Genomic DNA, 16357 nt, shown 5'->3' with positions numbered 1-16357 from the left:
GCACTTTTAATAACTTCTCAGCCTCCTCCCTTATTTAAATTTGTACCATTGATCGCTTTCTCAGTGTCAAGGACGTTCTATTTTCTAGCTTAGCGTTTACAACTACTTATCTAAAAAAGCCTGATATGAGATAAGCAGACTCATATCAGGCTTTTTTTAATATAATTTATTGATCCGCAAACTATGTGTGATAAGGATTTCATTAAAGAAGTTTCATACCCTAAAAACCAACTTGGCTTACAGCATATGTGGCATGCTCTGCGCTGAATCCTTCAAACGTTAATTGATCGATCAACCCCTGTCTTGAAAAAGAGGTGTAGTCAAGATAATCCTGCGCCATCATAACCGCCTGCTCCTGCCAATCCACCGTAATATTCTCCACAGCAAAAGCAGCTTCCTCCTGGCTGAACCCCTCAAACACTAACTGTTCCATCAATCCAGACTTGGAAAAGGCCGTGTAATTAAGGTAGTCTTCCGCCATTGAAATCGCCTGTTCCTGAGAAAGAGTTAAGCTGTTTTCTTCCGCTTCTGCAGCTTTACGCTCCTCTTCAGCCTTTCGTTCCTCCTCTTCTTTCCTGGCTTGCTCTTCTGCCTCCTTCGCTTCCTGTTCTTTCTTTGCCTGCTCCTCTGCTTCCCTGGCCTCCTGCTTTTGTTCTTCAGCTTCCTCAGCCTCTAGTTCTTCCTGCTCCGCCTTATCTTCCGCCTCCGTATCCTCTTCAGAAGCATCCACTGCTGCATCTTCAGAAACAGGAGAATCTTCCTCCATGGATCCAATAACAAACACCAGGACTAATACTGCTAAAAGGCAGCCGCCCGATTTGGCGAAGTTACCGCGTCTGTTCCCCTTGCCTGCCAATGCCAAGACAACAAAGAATACCACACCGGCCAAAGCAGCTAACAATAAAAGTACTAAAAACGTATCCACTGATCCATCTCCCCCCATTAGAAATGAAACACAAGCACAACTATGGATATATATGCTTACGTCACGGAGAAAATTAAAGGAAAAGTCCCCAGAAGTTCAAGGAACTTCTGGGGACTGGTTATAATTCTTGTGTTTTATTTTACTGGGGCATAGGAAGGTTATATCTTTTTTTGATGAATAACATCTTTTCAACCAAGGGTTGGAGGAAAGGTTACATCATGCCGCCCATTCCGCCCATGCCACCCATATCAGGCATGCCGCCGCCAGCATTCTCTTCAGGAATGTCTGCGACTACCGCTTCTGTTGTCAAGAACATAGCGGCTACGGAAGCTGCGTTTTGAAGCGCAGAACGCGTTACTTTCGTTGGGTCGACGATACCTTGTTCGACCATGTTCACCCATTCGCCTGTTGCTGCGTTGAATCCTACGCCTACGTCTTCGCCTTTCAGACGTTCAACGATGATGGATCCTTCCAGACCGGCGTTGTGAGCGATTTGGCGGACCGGCTCTTCCAAGGCGCGAAGGACGATGCTTGCACCAGTCGCTTCGTCGTCGGAAAGCTCAAGGCCTTTGACAGAGTTGATGATGTTGACTAGAGCTGTACCACCACCGGCAACGATACCTTCTTCTACAGCTGCTCGTGTAGAGTTAAGGGCGTCTTCGATGCGTAGTTTACGCTCTTTCAATTCTGTTTCTGTCGCTGCTCCTACTTTGATGACAGCTACGCCGCCGGAAAGTTTAGCAAGGCGCTCTTGCAGTTTTTCTTTGTCGAATTCAGAAGTTGTTTCTTCTGACTGGGCACGGATTTGTGCAACGCGGGCAGAGATCTGCTCTGGGTTGCCGGCACCTTCGACGATAGTAGTGTTTTCTTTTGTGATGACGGCTTTGGACGCGCGTCCAAGCTGGTCGATCGTTGTATTCTTCAGATCAAGTCCAAGGTCTTCTGTGATCACTTGGCCGCCTGTAAGTGTCGCGATATCTTCAAGCATCGCTTTACGACGGTCACCGAATCCTGGAGCTTTGACAGCTACAGCGTTGAATGTACCGCGTAGTTTGTTGACGACGATCGTCGCAAGTGCTTCGCCTTCTACGTCTTCAGAGATCAATAGAAGCGGCTTGGACTGCTGGACGACCTGCTCAAGGACAGGAAGAACTTCCTGGATGTTGTTGATTTTCTTATCTGTAATCAAGATGTACGGGTCTTCAAGAACCGCTTCCATCTTGTCTTGGTCTGTGACCATGTATGGAGAAGCGTATCCGCGGTCGAACTGCATACCCTCCACCACTTCAAGCTCCGTGTTGAATCCTTTAGATTCTTCGATCGTGATGACACCGTCGTTACCAACGCGTTCCATCGCTTCAGCGATCAGCTGGCCTACTTCGTTGTCGGCAGCAGAGATGCTCGCTACCTGCGCGATAGACTCGCGGCCTTCGATCGGCTTGGAGATTTTGCGAAGTTCTTCTGTAGCAACAGCTGTTGCTTGTTCAATTCCGCGGCGGATTCCTACTGGATTCGCACCGGAAGTGACGTTCTTCAGTCCTTCACGGATCATTGCTTGTGCAAGAACCGTCGCTGTAGTCGTACCGTCCCCGGCTACATCGTTTGTTTTGGAAGCTACTTCAGAAACGAGCTGTGCTCCCATGTTTTCGAACTGGTCTTCCAATTCGATTTCTTTCGCGATGGTCACACCATCGTTCGTGATCAGTGGAGAACCGTATTTTTTATCCAAAACGACGTTACGTCCTTTTGGTCCGAGTGTTACTTTTACAGCATCTGCTAATGTATCAACACCACGAAGCATGGAGCGTCGTGCGTCTTCACTAAATTTGATTTCTTTAGCCATTTAAAAATGCCCTCCTCATTAAAATCGTATTTCTAAGTATTTATAGAAAGAAAGTGACTACTGGATGACAGCCAGTACATCTGATTCGCGCAGAATCAAGAATTCGCTGCCTTCGTATTTCACTTCTGTACCTGCGAACTTGGAGTAGATGACGCGGTCGCCTTCTGCAACTTCAAGCGCTACTTTTTCTCCGTTTTCTGTCACACGGCCGGAACCGACAGCGACGACTTTACCTTCGAGCGGCTTTTCTTTCGCTGAATCCGGAAGTACGATTCCGCTTGCAGTAGTTTGTTCTTCCTCAACTAGTTCAATAACAATACGATCACCAAGTGGCTTTAACAATTAGGACACCCTCCTTGATATGGTTGTTTCAAATTTTTTGTCGTTTATTAGCACTCGATGTTGGTGAGTGCTAACACAGTTATTATAATAATAAATCTCCCTTCGTTTTTCAAGTAGGAACTACACAATTTTTTTGCTTCTTTTTCGACAATATTCGTACGATAACCCTTATTTCTTACGTGAGGTTTTGAAACTGTGATAAAATACATAAAGTATGGATATTGAGGTTCACGGGCGGACGTTGTCTTGACCCGTTTACTGTTATATAAAAGGAGCCGTGAATTTATGCCAAACCGTTATTGGTATATCATTCTGACTTATGTTATTACACAGTTATCCGCCCTTGCCGGTGCACCGCTTCTGGTGGCTCTCGGTATGGGAAGGTATGATGCCGTCGCCGTCTGGTCCGTCGCCAGCTTCACGATCGCGACGATCATCATCTTGATTCTGCTGAAGCCTGATCTTCGGGAAGAAATGACGAGAAGCGATCGTTCCTCGGCCGGGTCTGTCGTGCTTTGGTCGATTGCGGGTGTATTCCTGGCGTTGTTCGCCCAGGCGATTGCAGCTACGATCGAATCGCAGCTGTTCGATGTGCCGGCAGGGTCCGAGAATACGATGGGGTTGATGGAGATTGCGCGTCAGTCACCGCTGTTCATCCTGCTTCCGGTCGTGTTTGCACCGATTACGGAGGAAATCCTCTTCCGTAAAATCATTTTCGGGTCGATCTATAAACGAACGAACTTTTTCTTAGCCGTTCTCGTATCGTCCTTGATCTTCGGTGCTTTTCACTTTGATTTCACCCACATGCTAGTCTACTTCTCCATGGGAGTCGTATTCGCCTTCCTGTATGTCAAAACAAAACGAATTATTACACCAATCGTGGCACATATGGCGATGAACTCGTTCGTTGTCATCACGCAGTACTTCCTCACGGAGGAAGACATCAGAAGGATGCAGGAACAATTGGAGACCATCTTTATTGGAGGCTTTTTATAATTATGAGAACATCACCAATGTTCATGGCCATGCTCTACCTTTCCATGGGCGTCGCCTTCACGTATATTGCGGCCCAGTCGGCCGGTGAGACCGTGTGGAATGCGATGACCATCATCCTGGCGTCGGTCGCGACCGTCAACATCGCCGTCGCCATCCGGCTGTTTAATCTTCACAGGAAAATACAGCAGGCAAAAAATAAGAAAGAATAACAAAAGCAGGAGCTGAGCAGCTCCTGCTTTTTTATGTCTTGTTTAGTGGGCATCAGACGTGAGAAGCGGGCTCTGGGAAAGGAAAGGCTTTCCGTGGGGCGGCCGGTGAGCCGCCTCATCGCGCTGCTCTTCCGGGGTCTCACCTGTTCCGCTAATCCCATCGGAGTCCCTCCTTTCCCTCCGCCCTGTATGTCAAACACAGCACCACAATACCAGTTCCTGCCCTCCGCTATCTTTATCTTCATTTCCTCAGAGGAAGATATGCAGGATCGGAGCCCGTCCCTCCCAGACCTATCAAACCACCTATTCCTTCGAGTCGTCCTGTGCTCCTTTTAGTATAAAGGAGAAAGGAATGGCAAGGACGAGGACGACGCCGGAGACGAGGAAGGCTTCATTCAGCGTCTGCAGCGTGGCGGCCTGGAGGTCGATGTCGGAAGCCGCCTGGATCTGCGCCCTCCGCACTTCATAATAGACAGAGAAAAAGACGATGCCTATCGAGGACGACATCTGGCGGATGATGTTGTTCATCGCGGACCCTTGCGCGACGAGATGATCCGGGATGCTGTTCATGCCGGACGTCGTCGCCGGCATATTGCCCATCCCCATCCCGACGCCGCGGACTGTATTCAACAACAGGATCAGCCAGTAGGGTGTCGACAGGTGAAGGAAGCCGAGGGCGAACGTCGCTGCCGCCATGATGGCAAGCCCCGGCGGGACGACATAGCGCGGCCCCTTTTTATCAAGGATTCTTCCTCCGAGCGACATGAATACACCGCTCGCAGCCGCTGCCGGCAGGAATAAGAGCCCCGTCATCACTTCACTCCAGCCGTAGACGTTCTGGATCAACAGCGGCAGCAGGAAGATCCCGGAGAAGAGCCCGATCGAGGCGGCGGATGTAACGACAATCGATGCCGCATAAGTCGGGACCCGGAACACCGACAGGTTCAACAGCGGATCGTCCTGTCGGTTCTCGTAGAAAACGAACAGCACGACGGCTGCGAGTCCGACGACGATAAGGACGATGTTGATCGGGTCCAGCAGGTGATCCAGCGTCCTCCCTCTTCCGAGTGCAAACAGCAGACCGCCGATGCCGAGCGATACAATAAGAAATCCGACAAGGTCGAATTTCTTTTCGGGATGGGTTTCCGTCCGCTCCAGGTATTTCGAAGAGAGGACGAGTCCCGTCAGGCCGAACGGAATGTTCAAGGCGAAGAGCCACGGCCAGTCGACGTATTGGATGAGAAACCCGCCGATCGTCGGTCCGATTGCGGGGGCGACCATAGCGGCGATGCCGTACACGCCGACAGCAAGGCCCCGTTCGTGCCGGGGAAAGGACTGGAAGATGAGCGCCATGGCGATCGGCAGCATCAGACCACCGGCTATGCCCTGGATGGCCCGGGAGACGATCACCATCGAGAGCGTCGAGGAGAAGAAGCCGCACAGTGAGCCGACAAGGAAGAGACAGAGCCCGGACAGGTACACCTTTTTCTTCCCGAACCGGTCGCCGAAGTAGCCGGTCAACGGCATCGTCATCCCCATCGCGACCATGAAGATCGTCAAAATCCACCCGACAGAGACGGCATTGGAATCGAATATTTCTATAAAACGTGGCAGAATCGGATTCAGCATGCTGTTGTTCAGAATGACGGTGAAGGTTCCGAACAGGACAGACACGACGACGAGCCACTTATTAGGTAATCGTTTCATCGTACCTTACCTCCTTAATTACCTAGTTACTATACCACCATCCTGCAACTCTAATCGCCGCTCGACCGATTTACGAGAGCGGAATCTTTTTTTTTTGTAATCGCTTCCCTTCTCCCGCCTATGTTTATAACGTTTTTCAAGGTGGGTATAACAAAGAAGAATCACACAAGGAGGCGAACCATTTATGGGACGTTTAGATAACAAAGTAGCTGTCGTGACCGGTTCTGCGACAGGAATCGGAGCGGCAACCGTGAAATTATTCGCAAAGGAAGGCGCGACGGTGGTCTGTGCCGACATCAATGTCGATGCCGTGAAGAAGACAGTGGATGAAATTCATAACGAAGGCGGCGAGGCGGAGACGTACACGCTCGACGTATCGAAAGAGGACAGCGTTTCGGCATTTGCTGATTACCTGAAGAAGACATATGGCAACATCGATGTCCTGTTCAACAACGCAGGGATCGACGAAGAAGGCGGCAAAGTGCACGAATATCCGGTCGATCTCTTCGACCGGATCATCGCCGTCGATCTGCGCGGAACGTTCCTGACGAGCAAATACCTGCTTCCATTAATGATGGATAACGGCGGATCGATCATCAACACATCTTCCATGTCCGGAAGAGCTGCCGACCTCGACCGCTCCGGCTATAACGCGGCGAAAGGCGGAATCACGAACTTCACCCGTGCGATGGCGATCGACTACGCCCGTGACGGCATCCGCGTCAACTCCATCGCTCCCGGTACGATTGAGACACCGCTTGTAGACGGCCTTGCCGGTTCGAAGGAAGATAAGGAAGGACAGGAATTCCGCGATGCCAACAAGTGGATCACTCCACTCGGCCGACTCGGAAGCCCGGACGAAATCGCATCCGTCGCCCTGTTCCTCGCCAGTGACGACAGCTCCTATGTAACCGGAGAGGACATCACCGTCGATGGCGGCATCATGGCCTACACGTGGCCGGGTAAAATGCTGATCGATAAGAAATGGAAAGAAGAAACCGAATAAGAATAACAAAAAAAGATGCCGGAGCCGGCATCTTTTTTTTCAATCCTCTATTTTTCCATCCAACGGATAATGCTTCAAAAAGTATACGAGCGCTTGAAGCTCAATCGCAAGATCGATATGATGCACCCTCACATCAGACGGCACGTTGATTCGAGCCGGCGTGAAGTTCAGGATACCCGATATTCCGCCCTCGACGAGACGGTCGGTGATCGCCTGCGCCTCTGAGGCAGGAACCGTCAGAATCGCGACCTTCAAATCGCCGATCTTCTTCTCCAGATCATCGATGTGATGGACCTCCACCCCGCCGACTTCACTCCCGATCCGATTCTCACTCGCATCGAAGGCAATCTCGATCTTTGTATTATTGTTCTTCGTGAAATTGTAATTAAGGAAAGCCGTTCCCAGGTTCCCGACACCAATCAGCGCGACACGTGTCGTCTCGTCCTGATCCAGCGTCTTCCGAAAGAAGGAAAGCAGGTACTCGACATTGTAACCATAACCTTTCTTCCCGAGGGCTCCGAAATAGGAGAAATCACGGCGGATGGTTGCGGAATCGACTTTGACTGCCTCACTCAATTCTTTCGATGACACCCGCAGTTTCCCCTGGCTGTGCAGGTTGTTCAGGAAACGGTAATATAACGGAAGCCGCTTCGCTGTCGCCTGAGGGATTTTCGCTTGTTCTATATCCATTGTCGTCTCTCTGCTCCTTTACTCGTCATTTCTTCGGTAATCTCCGTTCTTCCCTCCGGTTTTCTCTGCAAGGTAAGTCGGACCGATGACCATGCCTTTATCTACTGCTTTACACATATCATAAACCGTCAATGCTGTGGCAGAAGCGGCCGTTAGCGCTTCCATTTCTACCCCGGTGCTTCCCTTCGTCTTCACGGAAACCTCGATCAGCAGCTTTTTCGTTTCCCCTGTTTCCCAATCGAAGAATACATCGATTCCCTTCAAGGAAAGCGGATGACACATCGGAATCCAATCCGACGTTTTCTTCGCTGCCATGATTCCGGCGACTTGGGCGACCGCGAGCACGTCCCCTTTGGCCATTGTCTGGTTGGTAATCTTCTCGTATATTTCTTCCTTCACTTCCACACTCGTTCTCGCAACAGCCGTCCGGACCGTATCGTTTTTCTCTGATATATCGACCATCCGTGCCCGGCCCTGCTCATTAAAATGACTGAATTCCGCCATCTCCAACTACCCCTTTTATGTGATTGGTCATGCCGCAGGCGGCAACACTAGTTTCATTTTAACAAAAAATCACAGGGAAGTCGTTAAAGTTTTCACAATCTCGCGAGGGCTTCTGTTGCTAGCAGGCTCACCGATGATATACACTTGATTTATCGAGGTGAAACGACATGATTCTCATGCAGTTGAATCAATTGGAAAAGCGTTTCGGCGCTGAATTGATTTTATCTAATATTAAACTGGAAGTACAAAAGAACGACCGAATCGCCATTGTCGGCAGAAACGGTGCAGGAAAGTCGACCCTGCTGAAGATGATGGCCGGCGAGATGAGCTATGATGAAGGAAACATCTTCATGCCGAAGGAAACGACGCTCGGATATCTCGCTCAAAACACAGGCCTGCAGTCCGACGAAACGATCTGGAATGAAATGGAGAAAGTCTTCCTCCATCTGAAGGACTTAGAGAAAGAGCTTCGCGCGATGGAAGCGAACATGGCAGACCCTGACCTGATCTCGGATCAGGAGCGCTACCAGCAGTTATTGACCGATTATGACCGCAAGCAGGAATACTTCAAGAACGCAGGCGGATACCAATACGAAGCGGATATCCGCTCGGTACTGAACGGGCTGAATTTCCAGCATTTCAACTGGGATACACCGATCACGTCCTTAAGCGGCGGCCAGAAGACGAGGCTGGCACTCGGGAAGCTGCTGTTGAAGAAGCCCGACGTGCTTATTCTCGATGAACCGACCAACCACCTGGACATCGATACGATCTCCTGGCTCGAAGGGTACCTGCAGGGCTACCAAGGTGCGGTCGTCATCGTTTCCCACGACCGCTACTTCCTCGATAAGATCGTCAACACGGTCTACGAGATTGCCTTCCAATCCTCTAAGAAGTATCACGGCAACTACAGTAACTACCTGAAACAGAAAGAAGCCGACTTCGAGCAGGAAATGAAGCGATTCGAGAAGCAGCAGGAAGAGATCAAACGGATGGAGGACTTCATCCAGAAGAACATCGTCCGTGCGACGACGACGAAGCGCGCCCAGAGCCGGCGTAAACAGCTGGAGAAAATGGACCGGCTGGAAAAACCGAAAGACGATAACCAATCCGCGAAGTTCAGCTTCCAAGTGGCGAAGCGCAGCGGAAACGATGTGCTGAAACTGAGAGACTATGCGTTCCGTTATCCGGACAGTGATACGAACCTGTTCGACAAGGTTTCCCTTGATCTGAACCGAGGCGATTCGGTGGCCCTCGTCGGTCCGAACGGGGTCGGAAAGACCACCCTCCTTAAGACGATCATCGGCGATTTGGAAGCCGTCAAAGGAGACAAGCTGATCGGCACGAACGTCCAGATCGGTTACTACGATCAGGAACAGAATAAGTTGAATTCCACGAAAACCGTTCTGAATGAGCTATGGGACGATTACCCGATGAAAAATGAGAGGGATATCCGGACCATTCTCGGAAACTTCCTTTTCTCAGGCGAAGATGTCCTGAAGCCGGTCTCTGCCTTGAGCGGTGGAGAGAAGGCACGTCTCTCCCTCGCCAAGCTGATGATGCAGGAAGCGAACTTCTTGATTCTGGATGAGCCGACCAACCACTTGGACCTCGACAGTAAAGAGGTGCTGGAAGCCGCACTCGTCGACTATCCAGGAACGTTACTGTTCGTCTCCCACGACAGATACTTCATTAACAAAATCGCGACACAGGTCGTCGAGATGAATTCGGAGGAAACGAGACTGTTCCTCGGAGATTACGACTACTATGTGGAGAAGAAACAGGAAGAATATGAACTCGAGCAGCTGGAAGCCGAAGAGCGGCGCCTGAAAGAGCCCGCCAAGCACGAGCCACAGGCCAAGAACAGCTTCCAGGAAGATAAAGCTGCGAAGCGGGAAGAGCGGAAGAGAAACCGCCGTATCGCTGAAATAGAAGCGGAGATTGAACAGATCGAGCAGCAGCTGGAAGAGAATGAAGCCTTACTCTGTGATCCGGAAGTCTACCAGGACCACGAGAAGTCACTTCAGCTCACGCAGGACAATGCCGAAAAGCAATCCGCTCTCGAGCAGTTGATGGAAGAATGGGAAACGCTGCACGATGAATAAGAAGAGAGCATCCACAGATGGTGGGTGCTCTTTTTTCGTCCTTATTTCTCTACAGATTATCAACAAAGTTACTAACAGATGTGTATTTGATTTATCGGTTTTCAACAGGGTTATGCACATTATCCACAATAAAACCCGGCGTTATCCACAAAAATGGTATCGCTTTCTTTTAAGATCGCACATATCCACAACCTGGAAACCAAGCGCATACTTATACACATGTGGATAAGAAAACAAAAACCCTCCATGAAGGAGAGCTTTTGTCACCTCTTACTTTTTCCTTGCGCCGAACTGTTCTAAATCGAGCCCGGGGTTCGCATTGAGATCCCACTCGGACCGATGTCCTTGGTTGAAAGCAACTGCCCCTGCTGCTGCAATCATTGCTGCATTATCTGTACACAGCGACAGTGGAGGAATGAGCAGTTCTGTATCGATATCCACAAACTTCTCCTGAAGCGCCTGACGCAGCCCTCTGTTTGCAGCCACGCCTCCGGCGACGATCATTTGCTTGACGCCGTATTCCTCAGCCGCGCGGGCCGCCTTCGTCGATAAGACATCGACGACGCTCGCCTGGAAGCTTGCCGCTACATCGGCATCCTTCAGCACTTCTCCCCGCTGCTTCGCTTTATGAAGCCGGTTGATGACGGCAGATTTCAAACCGCTGAAACTGAAGTCGTACGAGCCTTCTTCCAGCCAGGCACGTGGGAAGTCAATCGTCTCTTCTCCTTCTTGTGCCAGCCGGTCGATTTGAGGGCCGCCTGGGTATGGCAGCTTCAACGTACGTGCCACTTTATCATAGGCTTCCCCTGCGGCATCATCCCTCGTTTCTCCGATGATTTCATAGGAGCCGTGCTCTCTCATCAGGACAAGCTCGGTGTGCCCTCCGGAAACGACCAGGGCGAGCAGCGGGAACTCGAATTCTTTCTCCAAACGGTTGGCGTAGATATGGCCGGCGATATGGTGGACGCCGACGAGCGGTTTCTGCTTCGCAAAGGCGACGGCTTTTGCTGCATTCACCCCTACTAAAAGGGCTCCTACCAATCCCGGTCCTTCGGTAACGGCGATCGCATCCATGTCATCGATCGTCATCTCCGCCTCGTCCAACGCTTCTTCCAGTGTAATCGTCATCTGTTCGATATGGTGTCTTGAAGCAATTTCCGGAACGACCCCGCCGAACCGCTTATGGCTCTCGATTTGAGAAGCCACGACGTTTGCTACCAGTTCTCTTTCATTTTTTACGATGGCGACAGCTGTTTCGTCACAGCTTGTCTCAATTGCCAGTATATATTGATCCTTCGTCATTTTAATCCCACCCACATTACTAACGCATCTTCTCCGTTGTCGGAGTAATACCGTTTGCGGATTCCACCCGGTACCAGTCCGAACTTCCGGTACATATGCTGCGCGGCTGTATTTGATACCCTCACTTCAAGGGAGAGTTGAATCGCTCCATGTTCAATCGCTTGTTCGCACGTATGGCGGAAGAGGTTCTCCCCGTGCTTTTGTCCCCGGTAGTCCGGATGGATGGCGATATTGGTGACGTGTGCCTCGTCGATGATGAGCCACAAACCGCAATATCCGATAATCCTGCCCTCTTCTTCGACGACATAATAGTGGGCGTACGGATTATCATCCATCTCCTTTTGAAAGGTTTCCTCCGACCACGGGACAGGGAAGGAAATCTTCTCTACTTCCATGACCCCTTCCACATCCGCAGGCGTCATCTGTCTGATTGCTGCCATGTCACTGCTTCTCCTGCTGTTCCAGCCATTTGACTTCGGCCTCCGGCAGACGCAGATAATTCGGTACCAGATCATGCAGCGCCCCAGGTTCCCGGTCCACTGCGACGTCTGCAAGGATGGATGGACGAGCAAATTGGTAGGGCGCAGCCGGGATGACCGCTTTTTCCCCGAGGACTTCTTCAATCTTCTCCTGATGGACGGCGATATCCTGACTAAGGAACAGAACAGGACGGTCCAATTCTTTCAATTGGTTCAGCCAGTCTTCCATAAGTATGTTCGTCTCCTCCATCACGACCGTCATGGATGAATCGTAAAGCCCTGTGTACACAAGACCACGGCGCGCATCAAAGAAAGGACATACAAATCCATCAAAGAATGCGCCTTGACGGGCAACAGCCTCCAGACTGGAAATGCCGACTACAGGAATGCCGAGTGCCCATGCCATCGTTTTCGCCGTCGTAAGACCGATACGCACGCCTGTGTAAGAACCGGGTCCGTGTGCGACAGCAATTCTGTCCAGCTCTTCCGGTTTCGTACCCGTTTCCTCCATCAACTGGTCGATCGCAGGCATGAGGCGGATCGAATGGTTTTTTTTCATATTCGTAACATATTCACCAGCGACGGTGCCGTCTTTCAGAACGGCCACCCCCATCACATAATTGGACGTGTCGATCGCAAGTATATTCATAATAAAATCTCCTTACATATCGCATCGAAATGTTCCGATTTCGCATCGAGTTTAATGGAACGGGTCGATTCGTCTTTGTAGTGGATCGTGATGTCGAGACGCTCCTCCGGCAGGTACTCCCAGATGAACTGCGCCCATTCGACGACCGTGACGCCTTCGCCTTCAAAGTACTCTTCAAAGCCGAGGTCTTCCTCGCTGTCCTCCAAACGATAAACGTCCATATGATAGAAAGGCATCCGTCCCTGGTACTCCTTCATGATCGTGAACGTCGGGCTGTTTATATTCCTCGTTACACCGAGACCTTTTCCCAGTCCCTTCGTAAACGTCGTTTTTCCAGCGCCGAGATCTCCTTCCAGCGTCAGCAGATCTCCAGGTACAAGTCGTTCTCCAAGCCGCTCTGCAAGGCGCTGCGTCTCTTCTGCAGAAGAGCTGATGCATTCATATATAGCCATAGGTTCATTCACTCCTCAAATGCGTGTAACCGGACTTTTCCAGCCGTTTTCTTTGTCCATGTTCCTGTAAATAGACAGAAGCTTCCTCCTGACGTTTGGAAGTAACACTTCCAACCCGGGTAATACGAAGTTTCAGCTGCTCCGCAATCTGCTGAACGCGTTCCCAATCCGTTTCCGGGACGGTTCCGAGCAGCTCAAAATCTTCCCCGCCGGAAAGCATCCACTCTTTATATCGATCCGGATATACATGCATCAATGCATCCGAATACGGGAGATAGTCCGCATCAATAATCAAATCGACATCACTTGCTTCTGCTATTTCATTTGCTTCGTTGGCAATACCGTCACTGATATCGTTCAACGCCACTCGTTCCAAATTGGAGAGTCCTGCTGCGAAAGAAACCCTGGGTAACGGCATCCGGTGTCTTTCCACAAGAAAAGCCGTCTCCTTGTCCGGGTTCTCCCCTTCTTTAAGGAGCCATTCGAGTCCTCCGCGCGAATCTCCGAGCGTACCTGTGACGAAGACAACATCAGCAGGCTGAGCCACAGAACGATACCTTGCTTTATTTTTATCGACCATCCCGATCACCGTAACCGTCACAGAAAGCTCCTGTCCGGAAACGGTGTCCCCGCCGATCAAATCCATATGATAACCAGCAGCAAGAGCATCCATGCCTGCATACAGGTCATGAAGCTCCTGCTCTTCCCAATGGGAAGGGATCGTGATGGAAACGAGATAATAAGCAGGCGTACTCCCCATCGCAGCCAAATCACTTATATTGGCTGCCAACACCCGGTGACCGACATGATAAGGAGCCATTGTATCTTTCGTGAAATGGACCCCCTCCACCATCGTATCCACCGCTGTGACGATATCACTTGCGGGAGCGCGAAAAACAGCCGCATCATCCTGAATTCCTTTAATCAGAGAAGACTGCCGATAAAACTTCGGTTGAATTGATTGAATAAACGAAAACTCATCCATACATACGTCCCTTTCAATAAAAAAGTCTTTCTTCTTCTATTATACCAACAGGACGCTTAATATAAAAAATTCCATAATAAAAGCCTTAGGAAAGCATCCTAAGGCTGGAAGTTTAATTTTAAATAGTGGCGGTCCGGACGGGACTCGAACCCGCGACCTCCTGCGTGACAGGCAGGCATTCTAACCAACTGAACTACCGGACCAAACATTTAAAGACTAAAGTAAAATCGACACAGTGATCGATTTAAATTGGTTGCGGGGGCAGGATTTGAACCTGCGGCCTCCGGGTTATGAGCCCGACGAGCTACCAGACTGCTCTACCCCGCGATATTGTGGGAATATATATCCCATTATAATGGTTGTAATCAATGTGGCGACGTCCTACTCTCACGGGGATCTACCCGACTACCATCGGCGCTGAAGAGCTTAACTGCTGTGTTCGGCATGGGAACAGGTGTGACCTCTTCGCCTTCATCACCACATCAATATACATTTGAGGTGAACCCTCAAAACTGGATAAGGAAACATCTTTATCGAAAGAAACGTTTTTCACGCGATCTATGATCAGATAGATAAGTCATCGATCCATTAGTATCCGTCAGCTCCACGTGTCACCACGCTTCCACCTCGGACCTATCAACCTCATCGTCTCTGAGGGATCTTATTTGCTCGAAGGCAAAGGGAAATCTCATCTCAAGGGGGGCTTCATGCTTAGATGCTTTCAGCACTTATCCCGACCACACGTAGCTACCCAGCTATGCTCCTGGCGGAACAACTGGTACACCAGCGGTGTGTCCATCCCGGTCCTCTCGTACTAAGGACAGCTCCTTTCAAATTTCCAACGCCCACGACGGATAGGGACCGAACTGTCTCACGACGTTCTGAACCCAGCTCGCGTACCGCTTTAATGGGCGAACAGCCCAACCCTTGGGACCGACTACAGCCCCAGGATGCGATGAGCCGACATCGAGGTGCCAAACCTCCCCGTCGATGTGGACTCTTGGGGGAGATAAGCCTGTTATCCCCGGGGTAGCTTTTATCCGTTGAGCGACGGCCCTTCCATGCGGTACCGCCGGATCACTAAGCCCGACTTTCGTCCCTGCTCGACTTGTAGGTCTCGCAGTCAAGCTCCCTTGTGCCTTTACACTCTGCGAATGATTTCCAACCATTCTGAGGGAACCTTTGGGCGCCTCCGTTACTCTTTGGGAGGCGACCGCCCCAGTCAAACTGCCCACCTGACACTGTCTCCGGACCGGATCACGGTCCTGGGTTAGAATGTCCGTACAGCCAGGGTAGTATCCCACCAGCGCCTCCACCGAAGCTAGCGCTCCGGCTTCTAAGGCTCCTACCTATCCTGTACAAGCTGTACCAACATTCAATATCAGGCTACAGTAAAGCTCCACGGGGTCTTTCCGTCCTGTCGCGGGTAATGTGCATCTTCACACATAGTATAATTTCACCGGGTCTCTCGTTGAGACAGTGCCCAAGTCGTTGCACCTTTCGTGCGGGTCGGAACTTACCCGACAAGGAATTTCGCTACCTTAGGACCGTTATAGTTACGGCCGCCGTTTACTGGGGCTTCGGTTCAACGCTTCGCTTACGCTAACGCATCCCCTTAACCTTCCAGCACCGGGCAGGTGTCAGCCCCTATACTTCGCCTTACGGCTTCGCAGAGACCTGTGTTTTTGGTAAACAGTCGCTTGGGCCTTTTCACTGCGGCTCCTCGGCAGAGGAGCACCCCTTCTCCCGAAGTTACGGGGTCATTTTGCCGAGTTCCTTAACGAGAGTTCTCCCGCTCACCTTAGGATCCTCTCCTCGCCTACCTGTGTCGGTTTGCGGTACGGGCACCTCTTTCCTCACTAGAGGATTTTCTTGGCAGTGTGAACTCAGGAGCTTCGGTACTATAGTTCCCTCCCCATCACAGCTTGACGTTATGCCGGACGGATTTGCCTATCCGACCGTCTCACTGCTTGGACGTGCACATCCAATGGCACGCTCTCCTTATCCTCCTGCGTCCCCCCGTCGTTCAAACGGAAAGGAGGTGGTACAGGAATATCAACCTGTTGTCCATCGCCTACGCCTTTCGGCCTCGGCTTAGGTCCCGACTAACCCTGAGAGGACGAGCCTTCCTCAGGAAACCTTAGGCATTCGGTGAAAGAGATT

The 16357-nt window shown here is 50.7% G+C and carries 15 protein-coding genes, 2 tRNA genes and 2 rRNA genes (1 of these 19 running past the window's edge); 4 read left to right on the top strand and 15 right to left on the bottom strand.

Features of this window, described 5'->3' with window-relative positions; all coding sequences use genetic code 11:
• Positions 1-220 precede the first annotated feature (220 nt).
• The 3 genes from M662_RS02390 to groES form a co-directional block, all read right to left on the bottom strand.
• The gene (locus tag M662_RS02390) at positions 221-925 is read right to left on the bottom strand and encodes an Ltp family lipoprotein (protein ID WP_026578831.1); all 705 of its coding nucleotides are present in this window, start codon (positions 923-925) and stop codon (positions 221-223) included.
• A gap of 211 nt (positions 926-1136) precedes the next feature.
• Positions 1137-2768 carry a chaperonin GroEL gene (groL, locus tag M662_RS02385; RefSeq protein WP_026578832.1) on the bottom strand — a complete coding sequence of 544 codons (1632 nt, stop codon included), beginning with the start codon at positions 2766-2768 and terminating at the stop codon, positions 1137-1139.
• Positions 2769-2825: 57 nt separating this feature from the next.
• Positions 2826-3110 carry a co-chaperone GroES gene (gene groES / locus M662_RS02380; protein WP_008637806.1) on the bottom strand — a complete coding sequence of 95 codons (285 nt, stop codon included), beginning with the start codon at positions 3108-3110 and terminating at the stop codon, positions 2826-2828.
• Between the two features lie 285 nt (positions 3111-3395).
• On the opposite strand from groES, the gene M662_RS02375 reads away from it, so the two are divergent.
• Both M662_RS02375 and M662_RS02370 read left to right on the top strand, forming a co-directional pair.
• Positions 3396-4106 carry a CPBP family intramembrane glutamic endopeptidase gene (locus M662_RS02375; protein WP_008637807.1) on the top strand — a complete coding sequence of 237 codons (711 nt, stop codon included), beginning with the start codon at positions 3396-3398 and terminating at the stop codon, positions 4104-4106.
• A gap of 2 nt (positions 4107-4108) precedes the next feature.
• Positions 4109-4315, top strand: a complete 207-nt coding sequence (locus tag M662_RS02370; RefSeq protein ID WP_026578833.1) for a YdiK family protein — start codon at positions 4109-4111, stop codon at positions 4313-4315.
• A 303-nt stretch (positions 4316-4618) separates the two neighbouring features.
• On the opposite strand, the gene M662_RS02365 is transcribed toward M662_RS02370, so the two are convergent.
• Positions 4619-6022: an MDR family MFS transporter gene (locus M662_RS02365; RefSeq protein ID WP_026578834.1), complete on the bottom strand. Its 1404-nt coding sequence runs from the start codon at positions 6020-6022 to the stop codon at positions 4619-4621.
• A 184-nt stretch (positions 6023-6206) separates the two neighbouring features.
• On the opposite strand from M662_RS02365, the gene M662_RS02360 reads away from it, so the two are divergent.
• Positions 6207-7028 (top strand): SDR family oxidoreductase, encoded by an 822-nt coding sequence (locus tag M662_RS02360; protein WP_008637812.1) that lies wholly within the window; start codon positions 6207-6209, stop codon positions 7026-7028.
• A gap of 39 nt (positions 7029-7067) precedes the next feature.
• Here M662_RS02360 and M662_RS02355 read toward each other — a convergent pair whose 3' ends face one another.
• Both M662_RS02355 and moaC read right to left on the bottom strand, forming a co-directional pair.
• On the bottom strand, positions 7068-7718 hold the full coding sequence (locus M662_RS02355; RefSeq protein WP_008637814.1) for a redox-sensing transcriptional repressor Rex: 651 nt from the start codon (positions 7716-7718) through the stop codon (positions 7068-7070).
• A gap of 18 nt (positions 7719-7736) precedes the next feature.
• Entirely contained in the window at positions 7737-8222 is a 486-nt protein-coding gene (moaC, locus tag M662_RS02350) for a cyclic pyranopterin monophosphate synthase MoaC (protein ID WP_026578835.1), read from the bottom strand.
• 167 nt (positions 8223-8389) lie between these two features.
• Here moaC and M662_RS02345 point away from each other — a divergent pair, with 167 nt between their 5' ends.
• Entirely contained in the window at positions 8390-10327 is a 1938-nt protein-coding gene (locus M662_RS02345) for an ABC-F family ATP-binding cassette domain-containing protein (RefSeq protein WP_026578836.1), read from the top strand.
• A gap of 270 nt (positions 10328-10597) precedes the next feature.
• On the opposite strand, the gene tsaD is transcribed toward M662_RS02345, so the two are convergent.
• From tsaD to M662_RS02300, 9 genes are all read right to left on the bottom strand, one after another.
• Entirely contained in the window at positions 10598-11629 is a 1032-nt protein-coding gene (gene tsaD / locus M662_RS02340) for a tRNA (adenosine(37)-N6)-threonylcarbamoyltransferase complex transferase subunit TsaD (RefSeq protein WP_008637818.1), read from the bottom strand.
• On the bottom strand, positions 11626-12069 hold the full coding sequence (rimI, locus tag M662_RS02335; protein ID WP_008637819.1) for a ribosomal protein S18-alanine N-acetyltransferase: 444 nt from the start codon (positions 12067-12069) through the stop codon (positions 11626-11628). Before rimI ends, tsaD begins: the two co-directional genes overlap by 4 nt.
• Position 12070: 1 nt before the next feature.
• A complete protein-coding gene (gene tsaB, locus M662_RS02330) occupies positions 12071-12757 on the bottom strand; it encodes a tRNA (adenosine(37)-N6)-threonylcarbamoyltransferase complex dimerization subunit type 1 TsaB (protein ID WP_026578838.1) in 687 nt (228 codons plus the stop codon).
• Positions 12754-13209 (bottom strand): tRNA (adenosine(37)-N6)-threonylcarbamoyltransferase complex ATPase subunit type 1 TsaE, encoded by a 456-nt coding sequence (tsaE, locus tag M662_RS02325; protein WP_026578839.1) that lies wholly within the window; start codon positions 13207-13209, stop codon positions 12754-12756. The genes tsaB and tsaE overlap by 4 nt, the downstream gene beginning before the upstream one ends.
• Before the next feature lie 4 nt (positions 13210-13213).
• A complete protein-coding gene (thiL, locus tag M662_RS02320) occupies positions 13214-14194 on the bottom strand; it encodes a thiamine-phosphate kinase (RefSeq protein ID WP_026578840.1) in 981 nt (326 codons plus the stop codon).
• A gap of 126 nt (positions 14195-14320) precedes the next feature.
• Positions 14321-14397: transfer RNA gene (locus M662_RS02315), tRNA-Asp, on the bottom strand.
• A gap of 47 nt (positions 14398-14444) precedes the next feature.
• Positions 14445-14521: transfer RNA gene (locus M662_RS02310), tRNA-Met, on the bottom strand.
• A gap of 41 nt (positions 14522-14562) precedes the next feature.
• A 5S ribosomal RNA gene (gene rrf / locus M662_RS02305) occupies positions 14563-14676 on the bottom strand.
• An 86-nt stretch (positions 14677-14762) separates the two neighbouring features.
• Positions 14763-16357, bottom strand: a 23S ribosomal RNA gene (locus M662_RS02300) (it continues 1324 nt past the right edge of the window).

The sequence above is a fragment of the Bacillus sp. SB49 genome, assembly GCF_000469135.2.
In the GTDB taxonomy this organism is placed as follows: Bacteria; Bacillota; Bacilli; order Bacillales; family Halobacillaceae; genus Halobacillus.
The sequence above is the reverse complement of the archived record's forward strand: the minus strand, read 5'-3'. Positions and strand labels throughout refer to the sequence as shown.

Bases quoted from the DNA above. Each gene is read 5' to 3' on its own strand.
- groL (WP_026578832.1), bottom strand. From the start codon at position 2,768: ATGGCTAAAGAAATCAAATTTAGTGAAGACGCACGACGCTCCATGCTT.
- M662_RS02375 (WP_008637807.1), top strand. From the start codon at position 3,396: ATGCCAAACCGTTATTGGTATATCATTCTGACTTATGTTATTACACAG.
- M662_RS02370 (WP_026578833.1), top strand. From the start codon at position 4,109: ATGAGAACATCACCAATGTTCATGGCCATGCTCTACCTTTCCATGGGC.
- M662_RS02365 (WP_026578834.1), bottom strand. From the start codon at position 6,022: ATGAAACGATTACCTAATAAGTGGCTCGTCGTCGTGTCTGTCCTGTTC.
- M662_RS02360 (WP_008637812.1), top strand. From the start codon at position 6,207: ATGGGACGTTTAGATAACAAAGTAGCTGTCGTGACCGGTTCTGCGACA.
- M662_RS02355 (WP_008637814.1), bottom strand. From the start codon at position 7,718: ATGGATATAGAACAAGCGAAAATCCCTCAGGCGACAGCGAAGCGGCTT.
- moaC (WP_026578835.1), bottom strand. From the start codon at position 8,222: ATGGCGGAATTCAGTCATTTTAATGAGCAGGGCCGGGCACGGATGGTC.
- M662_RS02345 (WP_026578836.1), top strand. From the start codon at position 8,390: ATGATTCTCATGCAGTTGAATCAATTGGAAAAGCGTTTCGGCGCTGAA.
- tsaD (WP_008637818.1), bottom strand. From the start codon at position 11,629: ATGACGAAGGATCAATATATACTGGCAATTGAGACAAGCTGTGACGAA.
- rimI (WP_008637819.1), bottom strand. From the start codon at position 12,069: ATGGCAGCAATCAGACAGATGACGCCTGCGGATGTGGAAGGGGTCATG.
- tsaB (WP_026578838.1), bottom strand. From the start codon at position 12,757: ATGAATATACTTGCGATCGACACGTCCAATTATGTGATGGGGGTGGCC.
- tsaE (WP_026578839.1), bottom strand. From the start codon at position 13,209: ATGGCTATATATGAATGCATCAGCTCTTCTGCAGAAGAGACGCAGCGC.
- thiL (WP_026578840.1), bottom strand. From the start codon at position 14,194: ATGGATGAGTTTTCGTTTATTCAATCAATTCAACCGAAGTTTTATCGG.